Annotated in this window: 8 protein-coding genes and 1 pseudogene; 3 read left to right on the forward strand and 6 right to left on the reverse strand. The window is 60.4% G+C overall.

Translation table 11 applies throughout. The features are described from left to right. Positions 1-33 precede the first annotated feature (33 nt). From ACODR6_RS28845 to ACODR6_RS28860, 4 genes and pseudogenes are all read right to left on the reverse strand, one after another. The gene (locus ACODR6_RS28845; RefSeq protein WP_489025842.1) at positions 34-1,572 is read right to left on the reverse strand and encodes an AIPR family protein; all 1,539 of its coding nucleotides are present in this window, start codon (positions 1,570-1,572) and stop codon (positions 34-36) included. A 100-nt stretch (positions 1,573-1,672) separates the two neighbouring features. Next, positions 1,673-1,914, reverse strand: a pseudogene (locus tag ACODR6_RS28850) (hypothetical protein); the annotation flags it as partial. An 86-nt stretch (positions 1,915-2,000) separates the two neighbouring features. After that, entirely contained in the window at positions 2,001-5,009 is a 3,009-nt protein-coding gene (uvrB, locus tag ACODR6_RS28855; RefSeq protein ID WP_489025844.1) for an excinuclease ABC subunit UvrB, read from the reverse strand. 151 nt (positions 5,010-5,160) lie between these two features. Beyond that, complete coding sequence (locus ACODR6_RS28860; protein ID WP_130278131.1) at positions 5,161-6,204, reverse strand: class I SAM-dependent methyltransferase; 1,044 nt, start codon at positions 6,202-6,204, stop codon at positions 5,161-5,163. 317 nt (positions 6,205-6,521) lie between these two features. Between ACODR6_RS28860 and ACODR6_RS28865 the strand changes: the two genes are divergently transcribed. Then, positions 6,522-8,522: a putative bifunctional diguanylate cyclase/phosphodiesterase gene (locus ACODR6_RS28865; protein WP_489025846.1), complete on the forward strand. Its 2,001-nt coding sequence runs from the start codon at positions 6,522-6,524 to the stop codon at positions 8,520-8,522. Between the two features lie 164 nt (positions 8,523-8,686). After that, positions 8,687-9,937: an MFS transporter gene (locus tag ACODR6_RS28870; protein ID WP_130278132.1), complete on the forward strand. Its 1,251-nt coding sequence runs from the start codon at positions 8,687-8,689 to the stop codon at positions 9,935-9,937. Positions 9,938-10,073: 136 nt separating this feature from the next. On the opposite strand, the gene ACODR6_RS28875 is transcribed toward ACODR6_RS28870, so the two are convergent. Together ACODR6_RS28875 and ACODR6_RS28880 are read right to left on the reverse strand one after the other, a co-directional pair. Continuing rightward, positions 10,074-11,507 (reverse strand): peptidoglycan-binding protein, encoded by a 1,434-nt coding sequence (locus tag ACODR6_RS28875; RefSeq protein WP_489025849.1) that lies wholly within the window; start codon positions 11,505-11,507, stop codon positions 10,074-10,076. Between the two features lie 188 nt (positions 11,508-11,695). Then, a complete protein-coding gene (locus ACODR6_RS28880) occupies positions 11,696-12,928 on the reverse strand; it encodes an MFS transporter (protein WP_489025851.1) in 1,233 nt (410 codons plus the stop codon). A gap of 222 nt (positions 12,929-13,150) precedes the next feature. Here ACODR6_RS28880 and ACODR6_RS28885 point away from each other — a divergent pair, with 222 nt between their 5' ends. Further along, a complete protein-coding gene (locus ACODR6_RS28885) occupies positions 13,151-13,504 on the forward strand; it encodes a DMT family protein (RefSeq protein ID WP_112716806.1) in 354 nt (117 codons plus the stop codon). Positions 13,505-13,643: the final 139 nt, after the last annotated feature.

The following is a 13,643-nucleotide window of genomic DNA, read 5'->3' on the forward strand; positions in this document are numbered from 1 at the left end:
CTCTCGATGGGCCAGAGCTTACTTCAAAATGGATTATTTCAACGGGGCAAGGTCAGATGGATTTTCGCCGCAGACCCGATATCTGATCGCCATCAACGAATACCACTTTAACCGATTGATTGCCTTATCAATACGGTTGTTGCTGTGTAGCAATTTTAGCCTGTAATTACAGTATGCCGAGGTGTAGAAGATCTCTTCTTTGTTTTTTGGGTCAAATACTGTCCCTTGTAGTTCCTCTACAAGTTGATTTGGGTAGCGGCTTGCTACGTCCGGCTTGTCTAAGAACATAGCGCCGGTGCACCTAGCTAGTTCCTTCAAATCGAATATTCTGATCCCGGGTATATCGTCTCTGCCATACTGGTTAGGTCGGCGTTCGAAGTACAAGCGATGTTCTTCGTCTCCACCTCTCGCAATGAAATATCGCTCAACGGACTTGACGCTATCAAGAGTAGCCAAGAACTGATGATCTTCAATCTTATTCTGTCTGTTTGTAGACCTGACAATATCATCTACAATGTCTTGGTCGTCTGTTTCTATGATCTTTGCCATGATTGTTATCTTGTCATTTAGAGAAGATTCGTTCTCAAACAACACGTTCGATGTCTGGCATCCATTAACAATCTGATAGTTGGATATATAGATTTCGTTGCTTTGCAAGCGAACATCGGGCGAGATGATTGTCAGCCCGTTGTTCATTATTCCGAATCGCTGCGATCTACTTGAATCCTGAATGGTATTCCCGATTTCCGTGTTAATTTCACTTCCATCAAATGGAATGAAGTCACGGACGTTTTCTTCAAATATGGACTTCCTAAGGCTCCCGTTTTCGTCGGTCAGCACTTTGTTGGTAAACTCTTTGGCCGAGACGGTGACAACGTAGCTTTCCTCAATACCTGTACTTTTTGGGAACGAGGCAGAGCCGATGATTTCAAATGTCGTCTCGTAGGCGCCTTGGGATTTTATCCAGAGTCCCAGCAACTGCTCTCGTCCAACCAATGTTGCATCTGCGGCGTAAAAAAGGCCGGTTTCATCGAGTCTATTTTTTAATGTCCGTTGCGCCGAGATTATCTCTTTGTCTGACGCCTCATTGGCTGTGTTTACGAAATAGCACTGTATTCTTGGTCTTCCATTTTTTATTTTTCCAACATTCTTTATAATAGTATTAAATATCTCTTTTCTTTCAATCAATTCGTCGTTGTAGGTGTGCTCACTGTTTTCCGATATGAAGTCAAGTACAGCGCTCTCAAATGTGTTTATTTCTTTTTTATTCCATGATTCTGAGGTTTTGCTTTGAATTAGAACGCACACTATGTCGTGGTTGTTTTTCTTTTTATCAAACAGACTCACGATCTCGTCATATGATGTTATGATTGCTTCGTCGCAAATGAAGAACGCAGAGTCTATTCCAGGCTCGTCGCCTTCGTAGACAAGTGCCTCCGGATTTATTGTATCAAAAGTGTAGTGTTTCGCTATGCAATACGCAGAAAAAGCCTCAAAATTCTTGGATTCTGCGAAGCTGAGATTGTAATTTTTTACAAAATTATCGAAGTGGTTCTTAATTACCCGATGCATACTGGCTGTCCTATTTTGTATCAATGGGCAGCTAAATCGATTCTATTTTTGGTTGCAATGCATTTCTTTTATGTTCAGTTCGATTCTAGCTGTCTGGAATTCACCGCCCCGTCCTGCCCTTGCTCCAGCTCTTGCGCTTCTGCTCTCCCCGATCCCTATAGCTCCCGACACCCGTCTTGCCGCGCACCAGCGGGCGAACAAGATCACGCCGATTGCCCGTCAAGCAGGGGCGAGAAGCGCTCGGTGCATTATTGACGCCTACGGTTTTTCCGGCAGTGCGCCGGTAACCGGCTTTTCTGTTCGGCCGACGGTCATTTCGTCGAGGTCGTTGCGGTGGAAGAGGCAGGTTGGAGCAAGCTCGCTCCCTCTAGTCTGCCGGCTATCTCCCCACAGGCGGGGAGATGGACTCGTAGCGGCCGCTCGGTTGCTTACCGCCCCGGCCGCCCGGTCTTCCCCTTCGTCCGGCTCTTGCGCTTCTGCTCGCCCGGATCCTCATAGCTGCCGACGCCCGTCTTGCCGCGCACCAGCGGACGCGGGTCATCACGTTCCGGTTGCCCCTCCATCAGCGGCGAAAACCGCTTTGTGCTCCTCGACGCATCCGGCTTTTCCGGCAGTTTGCCTGAGACCGGCTTTTCGGTGCGGCCGACGGTCATTTCGTCGAGGTCGTTGCGGCGGAAGAGGGATTTGCCGGCCGGTTGCTGGATGTCGCGGCCCATCTCGTCGAGATTGGGGCGGGAGAAGTAGGAGGGTTGAGCAAGATCGCCCCCCTCTGGCCTGCCGGCCATCTCCCCCACAGGTGGGGAGATAGACTCGTTGCGTGCGCTCGCTCTCTTTGCACCCTCAGACTGAGCGGCTGGCGCCGTAGACCGAAGCCTTGAAGCATCCCGCTTGCCGGCTTCCATCGATTTGGCTTCCTCGCGGGCCATCGGGTCGTCCATGACGGCGAGTTCGGCGGCCTTGAGGCGTTTGATTTCGTCGCGCAGGCGGGCAGCCTTTTCGAAGTCGAGGTCGGCGGCGGCGTCGCGCATGCTCTTTTCGAGCGCGTTGAGATGGGTCTGCAGGTTGTTGCCGACGAGGTTGCCGCCGTCTGCGAAGCCCTTGCCGTTGACGCCTGAAATGTCGGCGCGGACGTGGTCGCGCTCGTAGACCGAGTCGAGGATGTCGGAGATGCGGGCCTTGACGCTTTCAGGCGTGATGCCGTGTTCGCTATTGTAGGCCATCTGCTTTTCGCGGCGTCGCGCCGTCTCGTCCATGGCGCGCTGCATCGAGCCGGTGATGTTGTCGGCATAGAGGATGACCTTGCCGTCGACGTTACGCGCGGCGCGGCCGATGGTCTGCACCAGCGATGTCTCGGAGCGCAGGAAACCTTCCTTATCGGCGTCGAGAATGGCGACGAAGCCGCATTCGGGAATGTCGAGGCCTTCGCGCAGCAGGTTGATGCCGACGAGGACGTCGAAGGCGCCGAGACGCAGGTCGCGGATGATCTCGATGCGCTCCAGCGTGTCGATATCCGAGTGCATGTAGCGGACGCGCACGCCCTGTTCATGCAGATATTCGGTCAGGTCCTCGGCCATGCGCTTGGTCAGCACGGTGCAGAGGGTGCGGTAGCCCCTGGCGGCGGTCTCGCGGATTTCGCCGAGCACGTCGTCGACCTGGCTGCGGGCCGAGCGGACTTCGACGGGCGGATCGATGAGGCCGGTCGGGCGGATGACCTGTTCGGCGAAGACGCCGCCTGATTGTTCCATTTCCCAGCCGCCGGGGGTCGCCGAGACGGCGATGGTATCCGGGCGCATCGCATCCCATTCCTCGAAGCGCAGCGGGCGGTTGTCCATGCAGGAGGGCAGGCGGAAGCCGTATTCGGCCAGCGTCGCCTTGCGGCGGAAGTCGCCCCGATACATGCCGCCGATCTGCGGCACGGTGACATGGCTTTCGTCGATGAAGACGATGGCGTTGTCAGGGACATATTCGAACAGCGTCGGCGGCGGATCGCCGGGGTCGCGGCCGGTCAGGTAGCGCGAATAGTTCTCGATGCCCTGGCAGGAGCCGGTGGCTTCCAGCATCTCGACATCATAGCGGGTGCGCTGCTCCAGGCGCTGGGCCTCCAGCAGGCGGCCGGCCTTTTCGAGCTCGACGAGGCGCAGCTTCAGCTCTTCCTTGATCGACTTGATGGCGCCGTTCAGCGTCGGACGCGGCGTCACATAGTGCGAGTTGGCGTAGATCTTCACCGATTTCAGGTCGCCGGTCTTGGCGCCGGTCAGCGGGTCGAATTCGGTGATGGCGTCGATCTCGTCGCCGAACATCGAGATGCGCCATGCCGCATCTTCCAGGTGGGCCGGGAAGATTTCGATCGTGTCGCCGCGGACCCTGAAGCTGCCGCGGGTAAAATCCATGTCGCGCCGCTTGTATTGCTGGGCCACGAGGTCGGCGAGCAGCTGGCGCTGATCCAGGCGGTCGCCGACGGCCATCTGGAAGGTCATCGCCGTATAGGTCTCGACCGAGCCGATGCCGTAGATGCAGGAGACCGAGGCGACGATGATGCAGTCGTCGCGCTCCAGCAGCGAGCGCGTCGCCGAGTGGCGCATGCGGTCGATCTGCTCGTTGATCGAGCTTTCCTTCTCGATATAGGTGTCGGAGCGCGGCACATAGGCTTCCGGCTGGTAATAGTCGTAGTAGGAAACGAAATATTCGACGGCGTTGTCGGGGAAGAAGTTCTTGAATTCCGAATAGAGCTGGGCGGCCAGCGTCTTGTTCGGCGCCAGGATCAGCGCCGGGCGCTGGGTTTCCTCGATCACCTTGGCCATGGTGAAGGTCTTGCCCGAGCCTGTGACGCCGAGCAGAACCTGGCTGCGGTCGCCATTCTCCAGTCCCTCGACGAGATCGCGGATCGCCGTCGGCTGGTCGCCGGCCGGCTTGTATTCACTGTCCATGCGGATGGTGATGCCGCCTTCGGACTTGTCGGGCCGGGCCGGGCGGTGCGGCGTCCAAATCTTGCCGTTCTTGTGCAGCGGGTTGCCGCTCTCGATCAGCTTGGCAAGCGCATCGACCGTGGCGGTGACAGCGGTGCCGGCCGAGAGCGACGACGCTTCTTCGAGGCCGACATCGAGGCCGGAGACCGGATTGAGGCCGGCGGCGGCACGGGTCTTCGGATCGGTCGAGCCGCCGATCGAAACGCCGCGCGCGGTCTTGGAGACCGTCGCCTTCTTGTTGACGCTGACGGCCTCGCTGTGCTTGCGCGCCTCGTTCTCGACCTTCTTGCGGTGCTTGCCGGCCTTGGAGGCGATCTCGCGCTGGCTTTCGACGCCCGCCGCCTCGGCATCACGCTCCAGCTGCTTCACCCAGTCGGAGACCGACCCTTCGAGTGGGGCGCCTTCGAAAGACGACTGGGGAGCTTCCTCGAAGCCATTCGGGGCGGGAGATTTCTTCGGAGTTTTGGCCATGGCCGGAATATGGAGAGAGTCAGCGCGAAATGGAAGAGGCAAAGAGTACAAAAGGGAAACGAATGAATCGTTCGGATTTCGCCAATAGTCGCGCCGAAATAGAAAACCGGCCGGGTTGCCCCGGCCGGTTTTGTCAGGCGCTGAGTAGGTCTCAGCCGTTCTTCTTGATGACGCCGTAGACGATGTTGCGGTTCTTGCCGAAGAAGACCTTGGATTCGTAATTCTGGCCGGCCGTCGCCTCGTGGATGATCTTCCACATGTCGGCTTCCGAACGGAGCAGCAGCGCCCAGTTCATGAAGGTCTCGATGTAGCCGTCGACGAGGATCGGGTAGGAATAGTTGGCGAACAGGAATGTGCCGCCCGGCTTGACCATTTCCAGGCAACGCTGGGTCAGCTTGATGGCGACGCGATCGACCAGGTAGTCGTAGAGACCGGAGGCATAGACGAGGTCGAAAGTGCCCGGGTTGGAGCGGCGCATCAGCAGTTCGCGGACCGAGCCGTCGATCGCCTCGACCGCTGTGCCCTGGAAATCGCGGGCGATGGTGCCGATGCTCATCGGATCCTGGTCGAGGGCGACCCAGCGCTTCAGCGCCTTCTGCTTCATCGCTTCGGAATAGGCGGCTTCGCGCAGGTGGCCGGCGGCGACGCTGAGGACTTCCGTGCCCGGACCACGCTCGGCGGCGACTTCGTCGACCTGGCGGGCGAGGATGTCGCGGCGGTCCCAGTTGGCCTGCGAGGAGGGGGCAGTGCTGGTATATTCGAACAGCGCCTTGCCGAGCTCGGAGGATGCCGCGACCTTGTCCATCACGCTTTCATGGCGGTAGATGAAGTCCAGCAGGGTGGCATCGCCGGAATAGCCGCGCGGCTTGTCCCACGACCACTTGGTCAGCGGATCCTCGAGGAAATAGCTGGTGACGGCGTGGTTCTGGATCAGCGGTACCAGTTCCTGCCAGACGCGCGGGTGGATGCGGGCGCGCATTTCATGCAGCTGCACGGTGACGCTGTCGATGATCTTCGTCGGGTCTTCGGATTTCACGAACTGCTGGCGCGCAAGCTCCAGCATGAGGGCGACTTCACCTTTGCTGATGGCCAGATGCTCTTCGAATCGGTCGCTTTTGGGCGCTTCGAGCTCGTTGGCTATGGCTTTGGGCGTAATAAGGCTATGGCCGTCGAAATCCATCTTAGGTTGGGTCACGCGATACGTCCTCTAATCAATTGGGGTTAAATTACCGGGGCACACCTGTACCGTTTTCGGCGATACCTTGAATTGTATATTAGCGAGAAACTTTTCATTAACCATTGAAATCCATAAACATGATTAACGGCGCCGGTTTCGCTGGAATTTAGCAAGCTTTAATGCAGCCCCTCTATTTTGGTGGGGTCGGATTGCCGGTATTGCCGTGTCTCATCACCTGAAGGGGCTAAGCGAACCGCACGAATGCGTCGGTCAATTCCGTCTGGATCAACAGCGGAAATCTCCGGCGGAGATAGTACGGAGCGGTGGAAGAGTGCATGAAGCACGCGATTGCTTATGCGGCAGAGATTGATCTTGAACCCAAGTTGCTGCGGCCAACGCCGGGCGAACTGCGGGATCTCTATCGCATGGAAGGGGAGACTGAGCGAAAGACGGCGACACGGCAGGGGCTGTGGATCGCGGTTATCGTCTATATCCTGTTTTCCGCGACCGACCTGCTGCTGATCCCCGACGTCGCCACCTATACAATTCTCGCCCGCGTCACCGTCGGCACGCTGGCGCTGCTGATGCTGGAGGCCGAGGTCTATTTCGGCAAGAGCATCCAGTGGCTCGACCGGACCAGTGCCACGGCGCTGGTGCTCGGCTTTGCCGTCTGGTGCTTTCCGGCGGTGCGCACGGTGCATGCCGACAGCCTGTCCTATTATATGATCTTCGGCGCTATCTTCATGATGGGCGCCAACCAGTTCTTCAATTTCCGCTTCGGCCTGTCGGTGCTGGCCTCCAGCGCCGTGCTGACGACCTTCCTCGGCTCGCTGTTCTTCTTCTGGCCGACCAGCATCTACGCGATGGCCTTCGGCATGTTCTACGTGTCGTGCTTCGTCTTTACTTCCTATGTGAACTGGAAGCTCAATCACGAGCGCTACCACGTGTTTCTCAACGCGCTGGAAGCCCGGATGCAGCAGAAGGAAGCGACGGAGCGCGGCGAAGCGCTGCTGCGCATGTCGAACACCGACTACCTGACCGGTCTCGAAAACCGCCGCGCCGTCGACCAGCGTCTGCGCGACCACTGGAAGGAATGGCAGCGCAAGGGCGTCGGCTTTACCGCCATCCTCGTCGATGTCGACTTCTTCAAGAAATATAACGACGGCTATGGCCACCAGGAAGGCGACCGCTGCCTCATCCATGTGGCGCGCACGATCAAGGACGCGATCGAGGTCTATGGCGCATCGATCGGCCGTTACGGCGGCGAAGAATTCATCGTGCTGGCGCAGTTTGCCGAGCGCGAGCGTGTTGCCGAGCTCGCCGAATGCATCCGCGCGACCGTCGAGCAGATGGGCCTGATCCACGAGGAGCGCCGCGACGGCACCTCGATCGTCACGGTCAGCATCGGCGCGGCCTATACGCGCGACCAAAGCGGCAAGCTCGAAAAGATCATCCACGAGGCCGACCGGGCGCTCTACAGCGCCAAGGCAAGCGGCCGCAACTGCGCGCGCCTGTTCGATCCGAACGATCCGTTCAGCAGCGACGAGAGCGAAAATATCGCCGCACTGCTGCGCATCGCGGTGGCGCAGGATCTGTTGTCGCTGGTCTATCAGCCGATCGAGGATATCCGCACCGGCGGCCGCGACGCTGTCGAGGCGCTGATGCGCCTGAAGACGCTGGACGGCAGCTCGATCCCGCCGAGCCTGTTCATTCCGATCGCCGAGCGCACCGGGATGATCCTTGAGCTCGGCCGTTGGGTCATCCAGACCGCCTGCCGCGACGTGCTGCTGCCGAACCTGGCGCAGATCGCCAGCGTCAACGTTTCGCCGATCCAGCTGCGCATGCCCGGCTTTGCCGCCAGCGTCGCTGCGATCCTCTACGAGACCGGCGTCTCCGGCAATCGCCTGGCCTTCGAGATCACCGAAGGGCAGGAGATGGAGATGCATGCGGACGTGCTGAAGTGCATCAGCGACCTGAAGACGCTTGGCATCCGCATCTGGCTCGACGATTTCGGCACGGGCTTTGCCGGCCTGTCCTGGCTGCGCCTGATTGACTTCGATACCGTCAAGATCGACCGCTCCTTCCTGCATGGCAGCGCCACGCCGCGCGGCAAGGCGATGCTCGAGGATATCGTCGGGTTGATCCGCAACCGAGGCCCGAAGATTCTGGTCGAGGGTGTCGAGACCGCCGAGCAGATGACCCTGCTGCGGCAACTGCGTATCGACTATGCCCAGGGCTACCATCTCGGCCGGCCGGCGCCGGTTCAGGCAATCGACTCCACGCCCTCCAAGCCGCCGCGGCCGACGCTTGTCGCCTCGCGTCCGGCAGGCCGCTGACGCCGCCTGCCAAAATGCCGCAGTCTGGCGGCGGAACAATGTCAGGATCGCTGACGTTCTGAAGTGTCACCTCCCGGTGGCACTTCCGCCCGTTTCAGGGCGCTCTCTCCGACGGCATCCGGAATTGCCCCGCCTCGCCGCCGCTTTCGGACGGAGGAACAGACATGTCCGCATTGGCAAGCCTGCGTGCGCTCTCCCCGCAGCAGCGTAATACCCTTGTTGCCAGCTATCTCGGCTGGACCCTTGATGCCTTCGATTTCTTCATTCTCGTCTTCGTTCTCAAACATATCGCCGAAGAATTTCACACGGATGTTCCGGCCGTCTCGGCAGCGATCTTCCTGACGCTTGCGATGCGTGCCGTCGGCGCGCTGATCTTTGGCCTTGCCGCCGACCGCTTCGGGCGTCGCGTGACGCTGATGGCCGACGTGCTGCTCTATTCAATCTTCGAGTTCCTGACCGGCTTCTCGACCGGGCTGACGATGTTCCTGATCCTCCGGGCGCTCTATGGGATTGCCATGGGCGGCGAGTGGGGCGTCGGTGCCTCGCTTGTCATGGAGACCGTGCCGGAGGAATCCCGCGGCATCGTTTCAGGCATCCTGCAGGCGGGTTATCCCTCCGGCTATCTGCTGGCCTCTATCGTCTTCTTCCTGCTGTTCCCGGTCATCGGCTGGCGTGGCATGTTCTTCGTCGGTGCGCTGCCGGCGCTGCTGGTGCTCTATATCCGCCGCAATGTGGAGGAGAGCCCGGCGTTCATCGAGAGGCAGCGGAAGGGGCGCAGGCCGTTCCTGACGATCCTGCGCGAAAACATCCCGTTGTTCATCTGGTCGGTGCTCCTGATGACGGCCTTCAATTTCCTCAGCCACGGCACGCAGGATATCTATCCGACCTTCATGGAAACCCAGCGCGGCTACGACAGCTATACGACCGGCGCGATCGCCATCGTCTATAATATCGGCGCGATGTGCGGCGGGCTGTTCTTCGGGGCGCTGTCGCAGCGCATCGGCCGCAAGAAGGCGATCGTCATTGCCTCGCTGCTGGCGATCCCGGTTGCGCCACTCTGGGTCTATGCGCCTGGTCCCGTGCTGCTCGCCATCGGCGCCTTCCTGATGCAGTTCTTCGTCCAGGGCGCCTGGGGCATCGTGCCGGTGCACCTCAACGAGCTGTCGCCGGACGAGGTGCGCGGCACATTCCCGGGCTTTGCCTATCAGCTCGGCAATCTGCTGGCCTCGGGCAATGCGACGATGCAGGCCGGTCTCGCCGCCCACTGGAACGGCGATTATGCGACAGCGCTGCTCGTCGTCGCCGCCGTGGTTGCGGCGGTCGTCGCCCTGTTGGCCGGCTTCGGCTACGAGAAGAAGAATGTGCGCTTCGGCACGGAGGAGGCCGAGGCGCCAAGCGGCGCGTATCGCGCCTGAGCGCGAAGGGCGGGTCACTCCACCCGCCCTTCGCCCGTTTCCGGCTGTAGCTATTTCTTAACCAGCGTCTTCTAATGTTTGTTTTGCGGTGGTCAGGTATTGCGTTCCACTGCAGCTTGATTTGGCTGGCCTGGTGCTAGCTGAAATCCACAAATCCTAAATTTATGGAATCGACACGGCGCCTGTTGCGCGTGAAGACGCCATATCCCTCGCGGCTGCCATCATTGTTGGTGTTGCCTTCGAGCGTCACGAGCTTGCCGTCGGCGAGACCGGTCACGAACCCCGTGTGCCCGCTTCGGCCGCCGGTATCGATATAGAAGACCATGCCGGGAATAAGCCTGTCGGGATCGGCGCGGGCCTCGGCTGCGCTGACAATGTTTGCCGTGCGTGCTTCATGTACCGTTTCCCAGGAGCGCCAAACGCTAGCCGTCTTGGGCGCCGGGTTGGAGACGCCGATATTGGCGGATGCCTTGGCGAAGCACCAGTAGACAAAGGCCATGCACCAGGGTTGCCCGAGAAGCGATGCCGAGACGCTGCTGAGATAGGCATCCACCTCCGGACCACGGTTGCTGCCGCGGGGAATTTCACGGACGTCGAGCTGTGAGCGCGCGACATCGAGGACGGCGTCCAGCAAGCCGCTTGGTGCTTTGGAGGCGGCAGGAGTGGTGGAGGTTGTCTGATCTTCGTCGAACAGCGAACCCCAGGTCTTCGGGCCGACGACCCCATCGATATCGAGCGGTTCGCCGCCGCCATCTTCATGCCGGGCCTGAAACAGCTTTACCGCCCATTCGGTCTTCTCACCGAAATCACCGTCGACACCGCCTGCTTCGCCGATACCGAGAAGGATGAGCTTTTCCTGTATCCGGCGGACTTCGCCGCCGCTGCCACCACGGCGGAGCATCTGGCCGGGATAGGCCGGCGCCTTGACGACGGTGATGTTCGCGAAGGGCTGCACCGGTGGCTCGTCCGCAGCTGGTGCAGCGGGAGCGGTTAGCGATATGAGGCTATGTTCGACCAGATAGCGCAGGATCGCCATGGCGCCGCATTGCCGGCTGACGGCGCTATCGGACCATTTGCCATCCGCAACATATTTGCCGCTCGTGTAGGCCGTCGTGAAGCTCCAGAGATAAGGGCTTTTGACCTGCGGGTGGAAGCGGCGGTAGCCCCAGCCATTATACTCTTCGAACACAAAGGCGATCTCGGCGACAGACCAGCCCTTGGATTTGACGTCGGCCAGCGCATCGACTGCGCTTTCCTCCCAGGTGAATGGCGGCTTGCCGCTTTTCGGTCGGCCCGCGGGCACCTGAACCGTGCGTGCGGTGAGCGGGTCGCCATTGTGGAGATGGCGGTCGAACCGGCCGTTGGCTTCGAGGCTGTGAATGATGCCGATTACATAAGGTGGAATGCCGGTCTTGCCGCCGACATCCTGATAGCGAGCCCAGTTGGCGGGCGAGATGATCCGCTCGGCAACGGCTCGCACCGCGGACAGATATTCGCTGCGAATTTTCGCCGAAGCGAAGATCAGGTCGTATTCCTGGGTCAGGCCTGGTGAAAGAGTAATGGCTGTCATGGCATTCCTCCCGTTGCGAAGCGGACATGCGCTTGCGCCGTACGGCCCTTCGGGCGCGTGCCGTTCGAAATGTGTTGAGATACCGGTCTGAGCGCCTCGGCCGGTCATGGCCGATGGCGAGATCGCGCTGTATCAAGTCACATCACGGGATGATTTGAAACGAATTGCCTGCAATCAGGGGTGGTTGTCTATTCGGTTGCGGTAGTGGCCCGCCGTTCCGGCACAATCTCCCGCCGCCCGTAGACAAACACCGCAATCGCCGCAAGCGCGGCGAGGCCATGCACCAAGTAGGCAAGCCCGTATCCGCCTTCCTTGGTCAGCCATCCCGCAACGATATTGCTCAGCGAGGCGCCGATGCCCTGGACGGTCATGACGGCGGCGAGGCCGGCGTTGAAGCGGCCGGTGCCGGAGAGGATGCGTTCGGCGGCGAGCGGTGTCGCGATGCCGATCAGGCCGGCGCCGGCGCCATCGAGGAACTGGACCGGATAGATCGCCGCGAAGCTTTCGAAGCTGCCGGCGATGGCGCCGCGCAGCGGCAGGGCGCAGAGCGCGATGACGAAGATCGAGGCGAGGCCGAAGCGGCGGATCAGGTAGGGAGCGGCGAGGGCCATGCCAATCATCGACAGCTGCGAGACGCCGGTGACGATCGCCGTCGTGCGGAAGGGCGTGCCGAGCTGGATCGAGAAATCCTGGGCGATCAGCCGGCTCATCGGCGCATTGCCGAAATGGAAGATCAGCAGCGTCACGGCAAGCAGGATGAGGCCGCGGGAGCCGGCGATGACGGAGTAGCCCGATGGACCCGGGCTGCCGTCGTCATGGGCAAGGCCACGGGCGACCTTGTTGTCGATGCGACGGGGATCGATCGCCAGCGTTGCGGCGATCGTGGCGAGCGCGGTGAGGATCATCAGGCCGATGATACCGTTAAGGCCGAAGAACGAGGAGGCGAGATAGACGCCTGCCAGCGAGACCACATTGCCGGCATGGTTCCAGAATTCGTTGCGCGCCACCTGATCCGGAAAGGCCGCTTCGCCGACGAGGCCGAGTGTCAGGCCCATCAGCGCCGGGCCGATCACGGCGCCGACGATCGCCGTCATCGATTGCCCGCCGAAGACCGAGGCGTTGCCGGGACTTGCGAGCGTCCAGAGTGCCGCCGCCGTCACCAGGATCACCGGCACGATGATCAACAGCCGCTTATGAGGTGAGGTATCGACGAGAGCGCCGAAGAGCGGCGTGGCGATCAGCCCGAGAATGCCGCCGAGCGTGGCGACCACGCCGAGCGTCATCGGCGTCCATCCATGCGTCGCGAGGAAGCCGTCGAGAAACGGGCCTAATCCGTCGCGGGCGTCGGCGAGGAAGAAATTCAGGGTTGCGAGGGCTGCGAGCGAGCGGCCGAAGAGGCGGGATGGGTGCGAGGCGGTCACGGGGTTTCCTTCGGGACGAAGCTTTGTCCTGAAGGTAGATCCGCTTTTGTGCGGGCCGCTTCCGGCGCTCGCCATGAACGGCGGACCCGATCGAAAGTTCCCCGGTTTTGCGGCGTGAGCGGCTATTGCGGTGAAAATCCGTTGTGCCGCCGGAGAGGCCTTGAAGAGCGTGGATTTCGGGATACATGGTGGCGCCAGCAGTCACGCCTCAAGGATTCTCCCATGCCGTTTTCGCTGAGCCCCGCCGCCGTCTGGCCGGTCATCATGCTTTTTGCCTCGAACATCTTCATGACCTTCGCCTGGTACGGGCATCTGAAGCACAAGAGCAGCGCCATCTTCCTGGCCATCATCGCCAGCTGGGGCATCGCCTTCTTCGAATATTGCCTGGCGGTTCCGGCCAACCGTATCGGCTCGGCGGTCTATACGACGGCGCAGCTGAAGACGATGCAGGAAGTGATCACGCTGATCGTCTTCGCAGGCTTCTCGATCTTCTGGCTCGGTGAGAACCTCACCTGGAACCACGCCATCGGCTTTGCGCTGATCGCCATCGGCGCATCTTTCATCTTCCGCGGCTGAGGAGTGGCCGCCTGCCTTAGGGCAAAAGCGACAGGCGGCCGGCCCTGCGATAGGGGTGGCTGATCCCAGGGCAGGCGGGTCCGTAGCGGATCGACTGGCGGCGCTCCATCAAATCGGCGCCGTCTTTTCAACGGTGCGT

The sequence above is a fragment of the Rhizobium sp. FG96 genome (assembly GCF_057808655.1).

Excerpts from the sequence above, each read along its gene's own strand:
- ACODR6_RS28870 (WP_130278132.1), top strand. The coding sequence starts at position 8,687 with ATGTCCGCATTGGCAAGCCTGCGTGCGCTCTCCCCGCAGCAGCGTAAT.
- ACODR6_RS28875 (WP_489025849.1), bottom strand. The coding sequence starts at position 11,507 with ATGACAGCCATTACTCTTTCACCAGGCCTGACCCAGGAATACGACCTG.
- ACODR6_RS28845 (WP_489025842.1), bottom strand. The coding sequence starts at position 1,572 with ATGCATCGGGTAATTAAGAACCACTTCGATAATTTTGTAAAAAATTAC.
- ACODR6_RS28885 (WP_112716806.1), top strand. The coding sequence starts at position 13,151 with ATGCCGTTTTCGCTGAGCCCCGCCGCCGTCTGGCCGGTCATCATGCTT.
- ACODR6_RS28865 (WP_489025846.1), top strand. The coding sequence starts at position 6,522 with ATGAAGCACGCGATTGCTTATGCGGCAGAGATTGATCTTGAACCCAAG.
- uvrB (WP_489025844.1), bottom strand. The coding sequence starts at position 5,009 with ATGGCCAAAACTCCGAAGAAATCTCCCGCCCCGAATGGCTTCGAGGAA.